At 53.3% G+C, this 18,328-nt stretch carries 14 protein-coding genes and 1 pseudogene; 9 read left to right on the top strand and 6 right to left on the bottom strand.

Annotated elements, in window-relative coordinates; all coding sequences use genetic code 11:
* Window positions 1-47 precede the first annotated feature (47 nt).
* From KTE_RS40090 to KTE_RS40080, 3 genes are all read left to right on the top strand, one after another.
* On the top strand, window positions 48-2,459 hold the full coding sequence (locus KTE_RS40090) for an ATP-binding protein (protein WP_201391863.1): 2,412 nt from the start codon (window positions 48-50) through the stop codon (window positions 2,457-2,459).
* A gap of 13 nt (window positions 2,460-2,472) precedes the next feature.
* Complete coding sequence (locus KTE_RS40085; RefSeq protein WP_201391861.1) at window positions 2,473-3,132, top strand: response regulator transcription factor; 660 nt, start codon at window positions 2,473-2,475, stop codon at window positions 3,130-3,132.
* A 581-nt stretch (window positions 3,133-3,713) separates the two neighbouring features.
* Window positions 3,714-4,145: an OsmC family protein gene (locus KTE_RS40080; RefSeq protein WP_201391654.1), complete on the top strand. Its 432-nt coding sequence runs from the start codon at window positions 3,714-3,716 to the stop codon at window positions 4,143-4,145.
* 205 nt (window positions 4,146-4,350) lie between these two features.
* Here the strand turns inward: KTE_RS40080 and KTE_RS40075 are convergent, their stop codons facing one another.
* Window positions 4,351-5,478, bottom strand: coding sequence for an RNA-guided endonuclease TnpB family protein (locus tag KTE_RS40075; RefSeq protein ID WP_201391859.1), 1,128 nt, complete (start codon window positions 5,476-5,478; stop codon window positions 4,351-4,353).
* Between the two features lie 445 nt (window positions 5,479-5,923).
* Window positions 5,924-6,499: a hypothetical protein gene (locus tag KTE_RS40070; protein ID WP_201391857.1), complete on the bottom strand. Its 576-nt coding sequence runs from the start codon at window positions 6,497-6,499 to the stop codon at window positions 5,924-5,926.
* A 91-nt stretch (window positions 6,500-6,590) separates the two neighbouring features.
* On the opposite strand from KTE_RS40070, the gene KTE_RS40065 reads away from it, so the two are divergent.
* Together KTE_RS40065 and KTE_RS40060 are read left to right on the top strand one after the other, a co-directional pair.
* Window positions 6,591-8,093: a PLP-dependent aminotransferase family protein gene (locus tag KTE_RS40065; protein WP_201391855.1), complete on the top strand. Its 1,503-nt coding sequence runs from the start codon at window positions 6,591-6,593 to the stop codon at window positions 8,091-8,093.
* A gap of 145 nt (window positions 8,094-8,238) precedes the next feature.
* Window positions 8,239-11,412, top strand: a complete 3,174-nt coding sequence (locus tag KTE_RS40060) for a LuxR C-terminal-related transcriptional regulator (RefSeq protein ID WP_201391853.1) — start codon at window positions 8,239-8,241, stop codon at window positions 11,410-11,412.
* A 97-nt stretch (window positions 11,413-11,509) separates the two neighbouring features.
* Here the strand turns inward: KTE_RS40060 and KTE_RS40055 are convergent, their stop codons facing one another.
* The gene (locus KTE_RS40055; RefSeq protein WP_201391851.1) at window positions 11,510-13,045 is read right to left on the bottom strand and encodes a zinc ribbon domain-containing protein; all 1,536 of its coding nucleotides are present in this window, start codon (window positions 13,043-13,045) and stop codon (window positions 11,510-11,512) included.
* A gap of 334 nt (window positions 13,046-13,379) precedes the next feature.
* On the opposite strand from KTE_RS40055, the gene KTE_RS40050 reads away from it, so the two are divergent.
* From KTE_RS40050 to KTE_RS50250, 4 genes are all read left to right on the top strand, one after another.
* The gene (locus KTE_RS40050) at window positions 13,380-13,610 is read left to right on the top strand and encodes a hypothetical protein (RefSeq protein ID WP_201391663.1); all 231 of its coding nucleotides are present in this window, start codon (window positions 13,380-13,382) and stop codon (window positions 13,608-13,610) included.
* A gap of 120 nt (window positions 13,611-13,730) precedes the next feature.
* A complete protein-coding gene (locus KTE_RS40045; protein ID WP_201391849.1) occupies window positions 13,731-14,867 on the top strand; it encodes an epoxide hydrolase family protein in 1,137 nt (378 codons plus the stop codon).
* 102 nt (window positions 14,868-14,969) lie between these two features.
* Window positions 14,970-16,259: an MFS transporter gene (locus KTE_RS40040; protein WP_201391847.1), complete on the top strand. Its 1,290-nt coding sequence runs from the start codon at window positions 14,970-14,972 to the stop codon at window positions 16,257-16,259.
* Window positions 16,260-16,530: 271 nt separating this feature from the next.
* A complete protein-coding gene (locus KTE_RS50250) occupies window positions 16,531-16,779 on the top strand; it encodes a DUF1272 domain-containing protein (RefSeq protein ID WP_201391845.1) in 249 nt (82 codons plus the stop codon).
* On the opposite strand, the pseudogene KTE_RS48445 reads toward KTE_RS50250, so the two are convergent.
* The 3 genes and pseudogenes from KTE_RS48445 to KTE_RS40020 form a co-directional block, all read right to left on the bottom strand.
* Window positions 16,732-17,220 (bottom strand): annotated as a pseudogene (locus KTE_RS48445) (pyridoxal-phosphate dependent enzyme). The gene KTE_RS50250 and the pseudogene KTE_RS48445 overlap by 48 nt on opposite strands.
* Window positions 17,162-17,413, bottom strand: coding sequence for a hypothetical protein (locus tag KTE_RS48440; protein ID WP_236600951.1), 252 nt, complete (start codon window positions 17,411-17,413; stop codon window positions 17,162-17,164). Before KTE_RS48440 ends, KTE_RS48445 begins: the two are co-directional and overlap by 59 nt.
* Window positions 17,388-18,287, bottom strand: a complete 900-nt coding sequence (locus tag KTE_RS40020; RefSeq protein WP_236601050.1) for a TrmB family transcriptional regulator — start codon at window positions 18,285-18,287, stop codon at window positions 17,388-17,390. Before KTE_RS40020 ends, KTE_RS48440 begins: the two co-directional genes overlap by 26 nt.
* Window positions 18,288-18,328 lie beyond the last annotated feature (41 nt).

Raw genomic sequence — 18,328 nt, 5'->3', positions numbered from 1 at the left:
ATACTGTAGGCAACGGTTACTCAGAACTTCAGAAGCAGGGACATCGCATGGATAAAGCAAAAATCTCTTATTTCCTCACGCATCGCTGGCTGGTGATTCTGTGCGGTCTGACCATTCAGGTGTTTGTGATTATACTGGCGTATACCAGTTCATTTCAACCAACTCAATCTGATATCACGCTTGTCCCGGTTGCGGGGCGCTCCGATGTCTGCCGTATTGTACATGTCTCAATGTTTACCGATGCCTGGATCAATGGCATTGAGCCAGGGATGCTTGTGCACGCGATCAGTGCACCGTTCTCTGTTGATCATTCCGAGGCTGGGACACTGGTGCATTGCCAGCCAACGGCATCATCCATCTATGTCCAGGTCATTGGCCACAACATCGTCCTTCACCTCAACGCAGCTATCTCTACGTATCCCCTTTCATCACTCATCGTGTCCTGCTTTATGGCCATCATCTTTAGCCTGACCGGGATTACCATCTATCTTCGGGCCACTGACCGGCCAGCAGCGCGTATGGCATACGGCCTGTTCTACTGTGCCTCCTATCTCTTCTTCCTGATGAATGCCAAAAGTCAACTCTGGACGAATATTGTCTTCTATATTCTGGGGTCGATGACATGGGGCATGGCAGCTACCTTTGTTTGTTTGCTGCCTCGCATCCCACCTGGACAGAAATATCGAATGCTGTCCCTCTTACCATATACGCCCCTGATCATTGGCCTCGTTCTCATTGCCTGCGATTTACCCATCATCCTGTTTCTCCCCTGGGCGCGTTCAATGGCTGCGCTTATTATCGGGATATACGCCGGAATCTGCGTCCTGATTATTGGCGGGATCATGTTCTGGGGACTACGCCATCTCAGTTCCTCTGAAAAGCAAATCAGCCGGTTAATGATTGCTGGCGTTGCCTTTTTCTTGCTCGCGCAAGCACTGAGGCATAATGTGATCATTCCCAATTCATTCGTACTCAATAGTTTTACCCACCTGCTTCCTGCCCCCCTCATGTTGTTGCCCATTCTCTGCGGCTACTCACTGATCCGTCATCAGTTTTTGGGTCTGACCAGCCTGCTCAGTCGCCAGGTGATGCGGGTCCTGATGTGGCTCATGCTGGCTTGCTTCTTTCTTGTTCCGACCATTATGCTTATCGAAACCATCCAAAACAGCATCGCGTCACAGATCGTACAAGACTACTGTTATGCTGGCTTATTGATTGTCAATCTCTGTCTCTTTCCCCAGGCCTGGCATGCCATCCGCAATCTCGGCGACCAGGTTTTCTATCATGATTTTTATGAATATAATCGCTCGCTACGCGAGTTGAGTGCTGAACTCACACGTTTACAACATTTTGACCAGATTTGCGCGTTTATTCTGCCACGCCTGGCAAGGCTACTAAACGCCACCGGTGTTGCCTTGCTGGTACGCACGCAGGGCCATGCGACGACCAGTGCTGACCACAAATACCTTGTACTACCATGGCACATCTATCTCAATACAGAGCCTCCTTTCCTGGCTGGTGAGCGATTGGCAGCCATTGCGAACCTGGCACTCACGCATATCAGGCCACACTCAGATGAACCGCTTCTACTCGATGGCGTGCTCCTGTTAGCACTCTCTGACGGTGATACACTCAATGGTTTCCTTTGCCTGGGGCCAAAGCAAAACTATGAGCCATATAGCCGTCAGGATAAAAGCTTCCTGGCGACACTGGCAGCCCAGCTTTCCGTGCTGGAAGTGAACAGCCGTTACCTGGAACAGACCCAGGCGAACGCGCGTCAGCTCACCGCGTTGAATCGGCGTGTCATCTCAGCGCAAGAGGATGAACGACGACACCTGGCTCTAGAACTGCACGACGAGGTACTACAACAGGCGCTGCTCCTGGTGCGACAGTTATCAGATGCGAGCATCACGAACGACGTTGCCGCCCCTTTGCCGCTTGCACGCTCGCTGGTGAGCAGCCTGCGCCGAACCTGTTTGGAACTGCGCCCTCCGCTGCTCGATGATTTAGGGTTAGAAGAGGCCTTACGCTGGCTAGCTCAGCAGACAGAGCAACGTACCAAATTCCTGCAAATTACCGTGTTCTGTACCAGAACAGACAACACCCGCCTGCCATCCGAGGTTGAATTAGCCTTCTATCGTATTGCGCAAGAAGCGTTTTCCAACGTGACCAAACATGCACAAGCCAGCCGCGTGATGCTGCGCTTACGCTCCACCCCGATGGGAGGTACCTCATTACTCATCTATGATAATGGACGTGGTTTTCTCAAAGGCAAACCTGAGCATGAGCAGCTAGGTCTGATAGGTATGCACGAGCGTATGATCGCGGTAGGAGGTCAGTTACAGCTACGCACACAACCTGGACGTGGCGTCATTGTTCGTGCAACATATAGATCACAAAGTATTCTCGAAACGCTCTCCCAGAGAGATGATGCCTTCACCTCTCTTGAAAGAGCGTAAAAGGAAAACGACCATGAAAGAAAACATTAGTATCTTGCTCGTTGATGATCACCCAATGATGCGCGAAGGCACAAGGCGGTTATTAGAGGAGGACCCAGGGTTCTCTGTGGTCGGCGAGGCAGGTGATGGTGCGCAAGCTCTCGCCTTGTGCCAACAATACATGCCTGATGTGGTAATCCTGGATATTTCCATGAAAGGAATGAATGGCTTCAGTGTCGCGCGCTTAATGCTAGCACATGAGAAGCCGCCAGCGATCCTGGTGCTCACTGCCTATGAGCAGAGTACCTATGTCCAGACGATGTTAAAGTTGGGAGTGAAGGGCTACTGGCTCAAAAGTGCCCGCAGCAGTGATATCCGCCAGGCTGTTCTAGATGTAGCAGAGAATAAAAGAACATTGGACCCGGAAGTACGCGAGGTGCTGGAGGAGTATGAAGCCCATGCTCTCACACCAGTAGAACAACTGACTAATCGCGAGCTCGCAGTGTTACGCCTGATTATCCAGGGCACACGCAACAGTGAGATTGCCCAGCGGCTCGCTATTTCTGTTAAAACGGTCGAGGCCTATCTTACCAGCATTTATGGCAAACTGGGCGTACAATCACGCGCGGAAGTTATCGCTCTGGCCCAGAAACAAGGTCTACTATTGGAGGATGAGCCAAATATCACAACCTAATGCATTGGCACGGAAACTATCTACCCTTCAGTATCAAGAGGGAATACGCATCAAGCTAAGGAGTAGGTGCTTGCCTCCCACGTCCGGCCGGAGAAAAAGCTAGTGCTTCTGAAGGGCGCACCTACCTTTTTCTCCGGCCGGACGTGGGGCGTATCAACTGGCCAATGCAGCCGCTCAGCAGGTGCGAAAGGTAGGTGCGCCCTTCAGAAGCACATCCTCTCGCACCTGCATGAGCAGCGGGCCGCCAGTGGTCTGAAAAACGCCTTTTTTCCCTTCGCAATCCCTTAACTTGATGCGTATTACCCTTCAGTATCAAGGGAGCATTTTCTTAAGTCTATGCATGAGAAAGTGCTATAATAGCTGCAGGAGAAGGACAATATCAGAGATTGGCTTGATACTAGCAAGACGCCCCTGTACGCCAGTATCGAATAGGCGAGAGCCATTTCATCCTGGCATGTACACATTAACTTGCTTCGGAATTACGATATGCCCATGTTCCTTTGATGAGGAAATAAGGTCCAATGAAAAGGACCACTTCATTGTTGAAGCTAATTGATGAGAGTCATAAAGGAGACGTAATTATGCCAACACGTACAGCAGACGCCGAATGGCAAGGGGATCTTCGGCAGGGTAAGGGGACCATGCGTGTGGGGAGTGGAGCCTTCGAGGGCAGCTATTCGTTTAAATCACGCATGGGCGATGAGACTGTCGGCACCAATCCTGAGGAACTCATTGGCGCAGCGCACGCCGGCTGTTACTCGATGGCGCTGTCGAATGCGCTCGCAAGTGCTGGCTTCACGCCAACGAGAGTGCACACAACCGCGCGCGTACACTTCAATCAGGTGCCCAGCGGATTCGCCATCAACCCTATTGACCTGGAGACCGATGCCGTTGTGCCAGGCATAGACGAAGAGACCTTCCAGAAACTTGCGCAGGATGCCAAGGAAAATTGCCCTGTATCCAAAGCGCTCGCGGCCACACCCATTAACCTCAAAGCAACCTTAATCAAATAATACTTCTCAGGAGCAAACTTCTCGCTGAAGTGTATTTTCTGATGAATGGGAGGGGAACCATTTTCCGTTATCCGAAACTTACCCAAATATGGACAAGCCACATCTCGTGTTCGGTTCCTGCTTCATCCACCACTGCTTGATGTCTCAAGTCTGACATGATGTCCACAGGCGTTGACTTCCGGTGTAACTCACCGTAGTTTGCGCATTATGTTAGTCGTGCGAGGTTTTTTGCGGCGTTATAGTCTCGATCCGTAACATAGCCGCAATCCTCGCACACAAACACACGTTCATTGAGTCCAAGCGTTTCGCGCACTGTGCCACAGCAGCTACAGATCTTCGACGATGGCTCCCAGCGTGACACGATAACAACCCGCACGCCCGCATAGGCCGCCTTGTACTCAATCTGCTGTTTAAACTCGTACATGCCCACATCGGCTATCGCTCGACTCAACTTGCGATTTTTGAGCATGCCTGAAATGTTGAGATCTTCCAACACTATAGCAGCCGGGCGCTCATCATCGGGCTTGGTTCTCGCCACGAGAGCACTCGTCGCCTTGTGCAGAGCATCTTGACGCACATAGGCAATACGCGCATGCATCTTTGCCAATCGAAGCGCCGCTTTTTTGCGATTGGTTGAGCCTTTCTTCTTGCGTGAATGCCGCCTGCATGTTCGTTTCAATCGAGTGATTTTTTTCCTCAGTGCCTTGGGATTGTCAAACGTCCTTCCATCAGAGACGACGGCTAACGTCTTGATGCCCAGGTCGACCCCGATTACCTCACCGGTTGCAGGCGTTGGCTCCAATTGCTCCTCATGCACGCAGATGGAGACATACCAGCGCCCACTATGCTCATAGATGGTGGCACTGCCAATCTTGGCGTTCATCGGCACGTAGTTGTGTTCCTTGAGTCGGAGCAGGCCGAGACGTGGCAATTGGATCGCATCAGGAGACACCCGAATGGTTCCGGTGAAGCGTGCCCCACCCAGGCCGCGCTTCTTGCTCTTGAATCTTGGGTAGCCACATTTGCCTTTCCATTTGCCCTCTTTCTTGAGGCGACATTTGCGAAAGAAGTGTTTGAAGGCCTGGTCCAGGTCACGCAAGCCCTCCTGGAAGGCGCACTTACTGACCTCGTACATCCACGGCAGAGAGGGTTTGAGGGCATTGATCTCACGATGCAAATCGATAGCAGTAGGCGTTTTCTGACCAGCCCTGTAGGCTTCCTGTTTGCGACGAAGGCCATAATTGTACGCCCAGCGAGAGGCTCCGGCATGTTTGCGACAAAGCGTCTGTTGCACATTATTGAGGTCAAGTTCTACCCGATAACCACATACCATCTTCTGCTTTTCTTCCTTTGTTTTGACTGTAGAACAAATATACCACAAAGCCGCTGCTTTTGCAAGGGAAGAGAAGTCTATGGATGCCTTTCTTTGTCTACACGCTCGAAAACAAATTATAGCCCCTCCCATTCATTATTAACAAAGTTCAGACCCCTTCCAGCCCTCTGTCGAGTGAGCTTGTTACTCATCCTATCATGCTCGCTTCCTCGATGCACAGGTGAGCATCATTCTCCTTACCAACCGTGGTGGAGTCCCTGTCTGGGATCTCGGGAAGGCCATTGCAGAACGTTTCCTTCTGCCTGGGGGTAAGAGAGGTTGTCCTTTGGCTCACAATGCATCTGGAAGGTGCCAACATTGATTGACTTTGGGGGAAGAATAGTAGGAGACGAGACACGTATGCGGGATTGAGTCTTCGATCTCTTGCACTATCCTTCCCGCTTGCTTATCGACCAGGTGCAAAGATTGGTTGTACTTCTACCTGCACGCCCTTGATCTCTTCTGCCAACAGGCTTTTTTGTGAGCTATGTAAACAATATTCCAGTGCTGGCCCCATCGTCATCTGTCGCTGCCACAAGATGCCTTGCTGATCGTATTGCCTCTGATGCAGAATTTCGTACAGTTTGTCGTAGCTCATGCCAGAGGGCTTACTGAACCAGGTAGCGAAATGCATCTCAGACACCTGGGTGAGATTGATTGCCCCTTCCTTCAAACGATACAGACCACCAGTCCCATTGTTCGCCAGGCGCGCAACCTGATGATGCGGCTCTCGGCAGATTTCGGTAACCGCTGCATTGTCCAATGGATCCAGTGCCGCCGAATTCTCAACGAGGTACCAGTCTTCGTACACTTCACTCCCCTCCACCATCCACGGCAACTGGGCCATCTCCAGGACCAGAGAACCCACAAAGCCCTGTGGTTGCCGCTCTTGCAATACCTGGTGAAATGCGACCAGTTTCTCCTGGTATTCCTCTCTCGCTACGTTACTCGCCCGCTGATGCCAAAATACATATGCTAACATCTTTTTTCCCTTTCATTTCTTCTTGAAGATTGCTTCTTTGTGCTATACTACAAGGAAAGTGGATGCAGGGAAAGGACCACTAATTGCAAAAATGAAAGAACCACTTGAAGGAGAGGTGCCCACATTGGCGAGAGCTTCCCTTGATCTGTCAATCACGCTGGATCGCAAGCACAAGGAGTCACTTCATACCCAATTGGTGCAACAACTACGCCAATCCATTACCAATGGGCTGCTTCCAGCCGGGGTACAATTACCATCAACGCGAGCATTCGCCGTAGATCTCGGCCTCTCGCGGAATGTCGTCATCGCAGCATATGATGAGCTTTTTGCTGAAGGGTATCTTGAGGGGCGGCATGGATCTGGAACCTACGTCAGACAGGATCTTCCGCTACACACTCGCCTGTTACGCCCTTCTCCGCCCCCCTGTCCTCGATGGGTTCGTCCTCCAACGCTCCCTGCGATCTCCGCGCCTTCGCCAGATCCCCATATGATTGAATTTCGGCTTGGCACTCCCACGATCACGCCCCTCTCGACACGTATCTGGCATGAGGTCTGGCGCAAAGCCATTGAGCACTTGCCACCAAATATGTGTGGATCACCAAACGGAGACCCACGCCTTCGAGCGGCCCTGGCGGATTATCTTGGGCGAGCGAGGGGCATTGCTTGCCAGGCAGAAGATCTCATTGTGACTTCTGGTGCAACGCAAGCGCTGGATTTGCTCGCGCGAGCCATCCTGGGACCAAACGACCTCGTAGGCTTCGAGGAGCCGGGATACCCTGTAGCTCGTCATATCCTGGCTGCTAGCGGCGCGCGGATTCTTCCGTTGCCTGTTGACGATGATGGGATGTGCGTGGATCAGCTTTCCCAGGGCCCGCTTGCTCCTGTGCTTGTTCATGTCACACCATCCCACCAATACCCCCTTACGACCAGGCTCTCAGTGACTCGCCGTCTGGCGCTGCTCGACTGGGCACAAACAAATGACAGCCTGATTATCGAAGATGACTATGATAGCGAGTTCCGCTTCCATGCTCCTCCGCTGCCAGCACTTGCCAGTCTCGATACCACGGGGCATGTGGCCTACATCGGAACCTTTTCGAAGGTGCTTACCCCTGCTTTACGTATTGGCTATCTGCTTGTTCCATCGCCGTTGCGGGAGCCAGTCGAGCGCTTGAAACGATTTTCCGATTATCACACGTCCTGGCCGACACAGCAAGCACTGGCAATCCTGCTCTCAGAAGGGCATCTCGATCGACACATTCGCCGGATGCGGCACCATTATGCACACAAACGCCAGGTGTTAAAGGAGGTTCTCGCTCCTATCGCTCACCTCGCGCAGTTACGTGGCCTTGATGCCGGTTTGCATGCGTATCTCGAACTCCGCGCGGATCTGGACGCCCATCGTGTTGCTCAGGATGCAAAGGCGCGCAGCATTCTTGTTTCAACGATAGATACGTGCTATGCCGGAACGCCAGATCGCAATGGTCTTCTTCTTGGGTATGGAGGGCTTTCGGCGAAAGATGTTGTGCGCGGAGGACAGGTCCTCCGAGAGGTAATTGAACACCTTGCTGGCGAGACAAGAAGGAATCTCGGTTGAAAGGTTTGTTCTCAGTGCTGACGCGTCCAAAATTGGACTGCACCCGCTTGTGTTGCCGTTTGCAAATCGTATTTGTTTTCTTCATCTCTACTATACTTACCCTGTTGGGGAGTTGGGGATGAAAGATATTGTGTGAAAGGAATCCATGCCAAAGCGACCCACACATACACTCATCTGGTCGAGCGAGAACAACGCCTATCGTCTTCATGTTCCGGAGCAACAGCCCCAACTCCTGATGGCAGAAGATGAAGATTCCTGGTTTACCTGGTTAGCGACGCATTCCTCCTTCTCCTTCCAGGGCCGCTCTGGTCATCTCAGCGTTCTCAAAGAGGCTCGCTCACGGGGCGAGGGATATTGGTATGCTTATCATACCGCGGCTCGCCGTACTCACAAACACTATCTTGGACGAACCCCTCATGTGACCTTCACGCGCTTAGAAGAAGTGGCTCAAATTCTCAGCAGCAAGACAGTATCCGCCACTCTTCCATCCGCCACTCTTCCACCTGAGTTTCCGCAAGACCATTCCGGGCATAAGCCGATGCTGTTACTAACCAAACTCTCTCATCCGCGTCTCCCTTCCTCGTTGGTAGCGCGAGAACAATTGCTTACACGGCTCGGTGCCACGCCCCTCCATCGACTCACGCTGCTCTCTGCCTCCGCTGGCTGGGGCAAGACCACCCTGCTCTCTGCATGGGCGGCTCGTGCTTCTTTCCCCATTGCCTGGCTCTCGCTTGATGAACTGGATAATGATCCAATACGTTTCTGGGTCTCGGTACTCGCCGCTCTACGCACCTGTCTGCCTGGGATTGGAGAGGTGGCCCTGGCAATGCTCCATTCGCCTCAGCCCACGCCTCTCACCACTGCCTTAACTACACTTTTGAATGACTTGAGTGTTCTGACAGAACCAATCATCCTGCTACTGGACGATTACCATCTTATCGATGAGCAGGCTATTCATGATTCGTTGCTCTTTCTGCTTGAGCACCTCCCAACGCATCTGCATCTGGTGCTTGCCAGCCGCGTTGATCCCCCATTGGCACTTTCACGACTGCGTGCTCGCGGTCAATTGCTGGAGCTACGGGACGCCGATTTACGTTTCTTGCAAGATGAAGCCGCTGCATTTTTGACACACACCATGGGTCTCGCGCTTGAAGACGAAGAAGTAACCCAACTGGCGCGCCGTACAGAGGGTTGGATCGCGGGATTGCAACTGGCAGCGCTCAGTCTCCAACAGCGTGCGGATCACGCTACTTTGGTGCAAAACTTTACCGGCAGCCACCGCTATCTGCTGGACTATGTGCAGGAAGAGATTTTGGAGCGCCTCCCTCTTCCTCTTCAAGTCTTTTTGCTCCAAACCTCGCTTCTGAGTCGCTTAACCGCCTCTCTCTGCCAGGCCGTCACGACAGAAGCGAGGAGCCAGGAAATGCTAGAAACGATTGAGCACGCCAATCTCTTTCTGGTTCCCCTTGATACAGAACGGCGTTGGTATCGCATGCACGATCTTTTTCGTGAAGCGCTACTCGCGCGTTTACAGGCCACCCAGCCGGAACTGGTGCCACTACTCCATCAACGAGCAGCACACTGGTATGAAGAGCGAGGAGCGTGGCAAGAAGCCATAACACACGCGCTAGCAGGGGCAGACTTTGCATATGCCGTAACGCTAATAGAGCAGACAGCCGAGAAGTTCTGGCTCCATGGTGAGAGCCAGACGCTCTACCAGTGGGTCATGGCGCTCCCCGAGGTACAAGTACGCGAACATGCTCGCATTGTCCTGACTGCGGCACTCTATCTGCTGAATGCCAGTGCGTCAATCATTGTCGCACAACGCGGGAAAACACGAACGCAGGTGGAACACTTGATGGCACGGGTAGAGGCAGTGCTCAGGCAGCAAGGCGAAGAAATGCTAGAAGCTCAGGAGGTGGCACTCCTCCAACGGCGTCTGTTCCTGCTACGTCTCTGGAGCGACGCGATTGAAGAGACGGCACGAGGTGATCGTGACCAGTATCGTCTCATCGAGCAGCGCATGCAGCACATGGACCAGGAAGACGAGATGATCTGGCAGATGATCCCGCTCTCCGTCACATTCATTCTGCACTGGACCTTGCTGGGAGAAGGAACCTCCCTGGTCCAGCGGTTTGTGGACGCAAAGCAGCAAGCATTGCAGTCTGGGAGCCACTTTGCAATCATCAAAGTCATGCAATGGCTGGCCGGAATCGCTCTGAGGGCGGGACAATTACGCCTGGCGCACCAGGAAAGCGTCACGGCGCTCAACCTGATCGCCCAGATTGATGGATATGCTCTCCTGGCAGGGTACTTTTCGTACTGGCGAGCGTGTATTTTGTATCAATGGAATCATCTGGAAGAGGCTCGTTGCCTCCTGAGAACACTGATCCAGGATGCAGAGACCTACCAGCAAATAGATTTGCAGGTTATTGGGCGTCTATGCTTGATAGACATAGAACTTGCAGCTGGAAAGTATGCTTCCGCTTCCCAGATACTACAACAGACACAAGCCCTGATCCAGAGCCAGGGGTTTTCGCTGCACCATCTTCTGCTCATCTCTACCCAGGTAAGGTATTGGCTAGCGACAGGAGACCAACCCCAGGCCGCACGCTGGGCAGCACAAGCGTCATTTTCTCAGGATACCTGGGAGAATGAGCGCCAAGGGGAGTTGCTGATGCTGGTTCGAGTCTTCTTAGCGCAACAGCAGTACCATGCTGCGCGCGAAACCCTGGAACGTTTCAGCGAGCACCTTGACCAGCGAGAGGACATCGAAATCACAATCTCTTTTCTGGCGCTCTACGTGGTCGCGCTACACCAGACAGGGGAGAGAGAACACGCGCGAACTATCCTCATGCGTCTACTCACTCTGACAGAACCAGAGGACAATGTTCGCGTGTTCCTGGATGCTGGCAAACTAATGCGCCACTCGCTCCAACGCTTCTTGAACGAACCGCAACACAAAACGAATGCCGCACCTGTAGCGTTTCGGCTCTTCGTGGCAAAATTGCTGACAGCGTTCGAACAGGAGGAACAGAGGCAGGCTTTGGGGGATGTGGTGCAGTCCGAAGTAGCGCAAGAGCAAAAGAACCGTACAGCAAGTCCCCCTTCAACACCTGTACTCCTGGACCCGCTCACAACCCAGGAGCAACGGGTGTTACGCTTGCTCGCAGTTGGACAAACGTATGTTGAAATGGCGCAGACCTTGATTGTCTCCCGCAACACCATTAAGACTCAGGTCAGCAGCATCTATCGCAAGCTCGGCGTGAGCCGTCGCGCGGAAGCTATCGCGTTGGCCCAACGTTTGTCTTTGCTCTAACGCACTCTCATTTCCACGTGACACTCCGCATGGGCTAAAGCCCAGCAGCTTCTGACACGGCTCCGTAAGCGCCTCCGTGAGACATGCCCCGTAGGGGCTACTCAAAATGGAGGCGTAGTGTGGTAGCCATATCTGAGGGGCGCGCACCCATCCGACGCAATCCCCCCTGGGCGGTGCCAGGCCCGTTGGCGTGATCCCCTTGCCTGGCTTGAGCAATAGATGGTTGCCCTTCGCCTTCGGCATCCTGGGAGATCCCAACACCTGGGTCTTTCGACCCCCTCGTCGCACGTCGCGAACGAGCATGAGGCTTTTCCTTCAACGGTTCTTGGGAGCGCTCGATCAAGCGCTGCCCGATTCTCAGACTGGCATTGCGGTCAGCATGGGTGTGCATCTGGCATTGTGGGCACAGACACAGTGGCGCACCGGGCGTGTATCCCTCAACCGGCTCGCCCTCATTGTAGCGAATGACGGGCGCGTGGCAGCGATGGCATTCCCGGCTCGTATGGCGCGGATTGACGCGGCACGTGATGAGACCACCTGCATTCCACGCCTTGTACTTTGCGTACTTGAAGATGCGCCCTTTCATCCAGTAGGCGCGTTTGAGGTTGCTGCGGCGCGAATACCTCCCTTTTTCCGGGCGCAGGTTGCCCAGATGCTCGAAGACCAGGATGCTTGCCTGCTGCTCGATGGCAAACTGGACAATGCGAGCGCTCACCTGGTGCGCGATGTGCTCATCGACGTGCCTGACCTTGCGCCACAGATCAGCATTGTCCTGTTCCCCTTGGGCAATGACGCCAGTCTGAGATCGGTTGTGCGCAATGCGTCCGAGCAGTCTTTTCCTAAAGCCCGATACCGCTGTGCCCTTTCCAATGAAGGAAGTAGCCAGGATGGTGCCTTCGACTGCTTGGACGGTACACACGGCGAGATGCTGGTCGAGGTTCACATCGACCGCGCAGAGACGTGTCTCTTTGGATACTATCTGTTCAACAACCTTGGAGGGGGCCTCCAACGGTTTCTCGATGGGAGTATGCAACCACCAGCGGTTGCCCTTGCGAACCAGTTGCGGGCTCCCTAGTGCGTACCCCTCGGGAATATCGCGAGAAAGCGCACCAATTTTGAGCCAGGACCAGCACGAGCCAGTCCACACTCTGAGCATGATGGAGTGCTGAGAGCGTTCTTTCCATAAGCCGGCGTAGAAGGAGGCCGATTTGTTCCAGGTGCGCGGCGGGACCGGTGGCCGCTCCCTGAACGGCTGCTTCTTCTTGCCCTTTTTGCATGGTTTGGCTTCGTGCTTCTCTTTGCGTGCTCGCCACGTTTTGAGCGAGGAGAAAAAGGCGCGCGCAGAGCCAAGGGCCGCATTGATGGCGGCGCGGCGGAATATCGCGGGGATATCCGGGGCGATGTCGGAGAGTGGCAGAATGGGATGGGGGCTCTTCTCCGTCGCATGGGAGAGTTTCTCCAGGGCGGTGAGGGCCTCCTTGTTCTTGAGAGAGAGGATACCCTCATGGGCCTGGATGACCTCAAAGTAGAAGGCCACGACACGATTGTAGAGCGCCTGATGCTCCGCGAAGGAGTGGGCGAACTGTGGCGGATACTGCAACGCTTGTCTGATGGTTTTCGTGGCTTTTGCCATGTTTCGTACTTTTCTCTCAAAAAAATATATTGTGTCTCTTGTAGAGTATACTCCAATGTCTTGGAGTTGTCAAACATATGTTCTATATTGTGCGATGCAAGGGCGAAAGCCAGGACACGCCTCACCGCCGCCGTTGAAACGGCGCAGCTTGCGACGGGCTAAAGCCCGTTGTGTCATCAGTGCCTTTTCTGGGTCATCCGGTATTTCCCCAAATAGCATCGTTATCACCCTTTACAATCACGAACAAGAGTGATGATTCTCCCTGCTTTCTCCCCTATACTTCTCTCAAGCACCGCAGATACGTGCCAGAGGAAGCAGAGGAAGGAGAACGCATATGCGTGTACAGATCCGTGTGAAGGAGCATCTCGACCTCTCCTGGCAAAGCAGATTTGAGGACCTATGCATTGCACATCAAAGCGATGGTACCTCGTTGCTCTCAGGAGAGCTTCCAGATCAGGCGGCACTCTATGGCGTGCTGCTTACCATTCGTCGTCTCGGTTTGAGCTTGCTCGACCTCTCGACGAGCGCGCATCTTTCATATAAAGAAAAAGGAGAGCAGGGATAAAAGCGATTCAATACACGTGACACATTCACTATAAAGGAGGGTCTATTCTGCCCTCCTTCGGCACTATACTGTCTTTGTAAGCAGAGAAAAAGCAAGATAGACGCAAGGAGCGACGGATCTATGAGCATTCAACCATTTCACATTGCTATCCCACAAGCCACCCTTGACGATTTGCGTGAGCGCCTGGCTCGCACCCGCTGGACCGATGAGGTCGAAGGTGCGGGTTGGGAGTATGGTACGAACCTGCAATACATGAAAGAGCTAGCCAACTACTGGCAGCATGAGTACGACTGGCGGAAACACGAGGCGGAACTGAATACCTTTGCGCATTTCAAAGCCGATGTTGATGGCGTGGGCGTCCACTTCATCCATGAGCGCGGCAAAGGACCAAACCCAACACCACTGTTGCTCCTCCACGGCTGGCCCGATTCCTTCTATCGTTATCACAAGGTCATTCCCATGCTGACTGATCCCGCCCGCTTTGGTGGTGACCCGAACCGCTCGTTTGATGTGATCGTTCCGTCCATCCCCGGAACCGGGTTTTCAGACCGCAAAGCGATGAACAACGATGCGCACGCTGACCTGTTCATCAAATTGATGCGTGATGTTCTCGGGTACGACCAATTTGTCTCCGCAGGAGGTGATGGCGGGACGCTGATCACCATGTCGCTCGCGCGCAATTACCCGAAGGCATTAACCGCCATCCACCTGACGGATGCTGGCTATCCAGATTTCACAAAGACCTACGATCCTCCCTTCTCACCTGCTGAGCAGGAGTTCGCGGGCTTCATCGGGCAGTGGTGGATGAAAGAGGGGGCGTTTAACATGATTCAGTCCAGCAAGCCACAAACCCTTGCGTACGGTATGAATGACTCCCCTGCCGCTCTGGCGGCCTGGATCATGAGCTTCATTTGTACTGGCTCAACGGTGGAGGACATTGAGCAGCGGTTTGGCAGAGACGAGTTGCTCACCAATATCACGCTTTATTGGGTTACGCAGACGATTGGTTCCTCGTTCCGCTGGTACTATGAGATGGCTCACGCAACTCCAAAAGCAAACGCGGAAGAACGTCCATCTGTTCCCGCAGCCGTCGCTCATTGCCCCTGGGACGCTCCTCTGCCCCGTGAATGGGCTGAGCGGCAGGTGAAGCTGAAGCACTTTACCGACTTCCCTCGTGGTGGGCACTTCACGGCCTGGGAGGAACCCGCATTGTACGCAAACGATCTCCAGGATTTCATTGGCCAACTCGGCAAATAGCCGACTTGCTTGATGCGGATCATCATTGGCGGCGACTTCGTTTGCCGCCAAGGTTTTCTTTCGTTCCAATCTGATTGGAGCAAGTGAAGGATACTCTCCACCATGAACACACTGAACAGGACGGATCTTGTGGGAAGGCGTAAATGGCAGTTCCTTCTTGGAGTGTGGATTGATGCTCTGGGTTCAGGGCTATTTCTTCCATTCTCGTTGCTTTACTTCACAAATGTCGCCAGATTGCCTCTGGCTGCCGTTGGAGGTGTGATCACCATCAGCATGCTGCTGAGCCTGCCTATGACTCCACTGGCGGGTATGCTGGTGGATCGCGTGGGAGCACGCCGAGTCATCCTCATTAGTATGGCGCTTGCCGCTTTGAGTTGTCTGGGCTACCTATTTGTGCGTACCATTCCGCTGCTCGCGTTGACGACATTGCCAGGAGCCATCGCAGGCCGCCTGTTCTGGGTAGCCTTACCCACTTTTATCGCAAGTATTTCTACAGAGGGGAAGGCGCGAGATCGTTGGTACGGGCTAGTGGGCGTGGCGCAAAACGCGGGAAATTGCATTGGAGGCGCACTTGCAGGGCTCCTCGTTGCCTTTGGAGGTCCCACTGCTTATCAGGTGATATTGTACGTTGATATTGCGAGCTTTTTACTCGCAATGGCCTGTATCTGGAGCCTACCTGTAAGCGAGCAGGCGGTATCTGAATATCAACCTCTGAATGGCCCCACAGGGCCGGGGGGCTATCGGGCGGTCCTGCGTGACAAAACGTTTCTGGGTATTCTTGTCAGCAGTTTTGTTTTTGTGCTTTGCTTAATCATGCTCTCAGATATTGTTCCCTACTACCTGGTGAATGTGCTGCATTTACCTTCCTGGATCGTTGGTGTGGAAGCAACATTCAGCGCAACCCTCCTCACGCTGCAAGCATTGATCGTACGGCTCGTTGTTTCCTTGAGGAGGACACGTATCCTGATCCTTGCTGGATGGGTGTGGATTGGATCAGGTGGTTTGTTTCTCCTGGCGCTTGCCCTCCCTTCCAACTGGCTGATTCCTTACATCTTATTGGTCGTTGGGATCTATACTTGTGGAGGACTGCTCTATGGCCCGGCAATGAATGCCCTGGTCGCTGAAATGGGGCCAGGGCCCTCACGTGGCCGTTACATCGCAACGTATCAATTCGCGGCCTGGGGATTGGGCCAGACTATCGCACCAACCCTGTTCGCGTCGCTGTTCACATTGGGACCGGCCTATCCCTGGATCGTCCTTATTGGGCTGACCCTCTTTGCCAGCCTGTTCTTGCTTAGACTAGAGGCGAGAGACTCGAGGCTTGGAGTGATGCGCAGATCTACATCGAGTACTCTCACATCCTGTGAAGAGTCAGCCGTTGTAGCTGATTGAGCTAACAAGGCATGAAACCATGAGAGCGGTCTTTTGTCGCCTGGATGCGCATGTCGATGCTTCAGTCTTCCTTTCCTGCGAGTGGCTCCCTTCTTTTTTGCAACAAGTGGCCCTTTCCTCAGATCCACGTTCTCTGTAATATGATGTTTAGAGCAAATCAAGCTAACAAGACCAGCGTTCTCCTTTCCCCTTCTATAGAACAGGAGTCTCTCTTGTCAGGGGAAAAGGAGAGAATATGCTTTTTATCTCTCTTTCATGAAGGAGGCTATCTATGCTTGCTATGCGCCCAAACTGTGAATGCTGTAATCGGGACCTTCCTGCGGATAAAGACGGGGCTATGATCTGCACCTTTGAGTGTACCTTTTGTATAACTTGTACTCAGGACATCTTGAAAGGCCAATGCCCGAATTGTGGGGATGAGCTAGTTTGTCGCCCTCTCCGTTCATCTGCAAACTTGGAGCAATATCCAGCCTCAACGCAGCGAGTCCTCAAACCTGAAGGCTGTCTGATGAAGGCTTAGTTCTGCATTTTCCCATTCGGGTTCCACGCCAATGATCTGAATAGAGGGATTGAGCAACTTGATCGCGAGGGCGATACCAGCAATTAATCCTCCTCCACCAATGGGGACAAAGACGGCGGCAGGAGCACATTGTTCCATGATTTCGAGTCCAATGGTTCCCTGTCCCAGCAGAATGTCTCGGTGATCATAGGGCGGAATGAGCCCCAGGTGGTGTTCTTCCGCTAATTGCTCGGCAAGCGCTCGTCGCGCCTGAGATGTAGGCTCAGCCTATACAATGGTTGCTCCAGCTTTTTGGGTGCGTTCGACCTTGAGCGCGGGCGCATCGGGAGACATCACAATCGTCGCGGGAATGTGCTGGAGCGAAGCGGCCAACGCCACGGCCTTAGCGTGATTGCCGGTGGAATACGCCATAACCCCTCGCCTGCGCTGTTCGGGCGACAGGCGTGCGATGCAATAGGAGGCTCCACGTATTTTTGAATGAGCCTGACTGTTGGAGGTTCTCGGCTTTGAGCAGGATGGGATGCCCGGCTTGTGTTAGCAACGAGGAAGCCTCCACGATAGGCGTCGTGATGATCTGCGGAGCCAGGATCGTCTGAGCCAGACGAAAATCAGCAAGGGTGATGTCCAAGTTCATCAGTCACTTCTTTCAAGTTCAGTGATACTCCAGGAGGCGTGAGCGTTCCTTCTAGTAAATGGCGCAATGGTTGATCAGGATCGAGACCAGCAAGCGTAATGCGGCTACTCAGATCGGTCAACTGCGATGCCAGTTCACGTTTTTGAGCCACGGGTAAACGCGACCAGAGGTGTAAGGTGAAGCGTTCGTGAGCTACATAGAGCCCAATAACACTTGCCAGATAGCGATTCCATGCCCAGATTCCTGCACTGTGTGTTCCATCTTCTGTAAGAACGCCAATGATCCCGTGAGGCCATGAGGCCAACAGCAGGAGCCTCCCCTGCTGTGCGGAGCGAATATCATCAGCTGCGAAATGCTCGGTTGCCTCCGGCCATGCTGCGGGAGGGATACCAAAGGAAATCGCTTCGATGGGAAGACGACGCTGCTGTGCTTGTTGGAGGGCTGGCGCAAGCGCTTCTAACTCGGACGGAAAGCCAGCCAGAAAGAGGGGTCGGTCGGCCTCCTGAGTAACCATACGGCATCGCTCGAGCAACGCTTGAGCATCGGTAATCGAGACAACTTGAGCTTCTTCATGGCTCTCTTGAAGGCGATGAAGGGTATGTTGTGCCTGCTTGGCAGCCAGAGAGAAACGCTCCTGCTGAAGCGCCACAAATTGCGGGAGCGGAAGTGCAAGAAAGCGATCTTCGCTGCTACGCACAATGACCTGTTTCTCAAGTAACCGTCCCAGACAAGCATAGACATTCCCACGAGCAATTCCACTCCTCTTGGCGACTTCATAGCCAGTTAAAGGACCAAAACGCAACAAGGTAGCGTAGCTACGAGCCTCATTATCGCTGAGCCCGAGAAGCATCAATTGATGAAACAGTTCTTCCATCACGAGCACAGGCCTCCTTTGCATCCACGTTCATTTCCTCA

Source organism: Ktedonobacter sp. SOSP1-85 (assembly GCF_016587415.1).
In the GTDB taxonomy this organism is placed as follows: Bacteria; Chloroflexota; Ktedonobacteria; order Ktedonobacterales; family Ktedonobacteraceae; genus Ktedonobacter.
The sequence above is the reverse complement of the archived record's forward strand: the minus strand, read 5'-3'. Positions and strand labels throughout refer to the sequence as shown.

Excerpts from the sequence above, each read along its gene's own strand:
- KTE_RS40090 (WP_201391863.1), top strand. The coding sequence starts at position 48 with ATGGATAAAGCAAAAATCTCTTATTTCCTCACGCATCGCTGGCTGGTG.
- KTE_RS40085 (WP_201391861.1), top strand. The coding sequence starts at position 2,473 with ATGAAAGAAAACATTAGTATCTTGCTCGTTGATGATCACCCAATGATG.
- KTE_RS40080 (WP_201391654.1), top strand. The coding sequence starts at position 3,714 with ATGCCAACACGTACAGCAGACGCCGAATGGCAAGGGGATCTTCGGCAG.
- KTE_RS40075 (WP_201391859.1), bottom strand. The coding sequence starts at position 5,478 with ATGGTATGTGGTTATCGGGTAGAACTTGACCTCAATAATGTGCAACAG.
- KTE_RS40070 (WP_201391857.1), bottom strand. The coding sequence starts at position 6,499 with ATGTTAGCATATGTATTTTGGCATCAGCGGGCGAGTAACGTAGCGAGA.
- KTE_RS40065 (WP_201391855.1), top strand. The coding sequence starts at position 6,591 with ATGAAAGAACCACTTGAAGGAGAGGTGCCCACATTGGCGAGAGCTTCC.
- KTE_RS40060 (WP_201391853.1), top strand. The coding sequence starts at position 8,239 with ATGCCAAAGCGACCCACACATACACTCATCTGGTCGAGCGAGAACAAC.
- KTE_RS40055 (WP_201391851.1), bottom strand. The coding sequence starts at position 13,045 with ATGGCAAAAGCCACGAAAACCATCAGACAAGCGTTGCAGTATCCGCCA.
- KTE_RS40050 (WP_201391663.1), top strand. The coding sequence starts at position 13,380 with ATGCGTGTACAGATCCGTGTGAAGGAGCATCTCGACCTCTCCTGGCAA.
- KTE_RS40045 (WP_201391849.1), top strand. The coding sequence starts at position 13,731 with ATGAGCATTCAACCATTTCACATTGCTATCCCACAAGCCACCCTTGAC.
- KTE_RS40040 (WP_201391847.1), top strand. The coding sequence starts at position 14,970 with ATGAACACACTGAACAGGACGGATCTTGTGGGAAGGCGTAAATGGCAG.
- KTE_RS50250 (WP_201391845.1), top strand. The coding sequence starts at position 16,531 with ATGCTTGCTATGCGCCCAAACTGTGAATGCTGTAATCGGGACCTTCCT.
- KTE_RS48440 (WP_236600951.1), bottom strand. The coding sequence starts at position 17,413 with ATGAACTTGGACATCACCCTTGCTGATTTTCGTCTGGCTCAGACGATC.
- KTE_RS40020 (WP_236601050.1), bottom strand. The coding sequence starts at position 18,287 with ATGGAAGAACTGTTTCATCAATTGATGCTTCTCGGGCTCAGCGATAAT.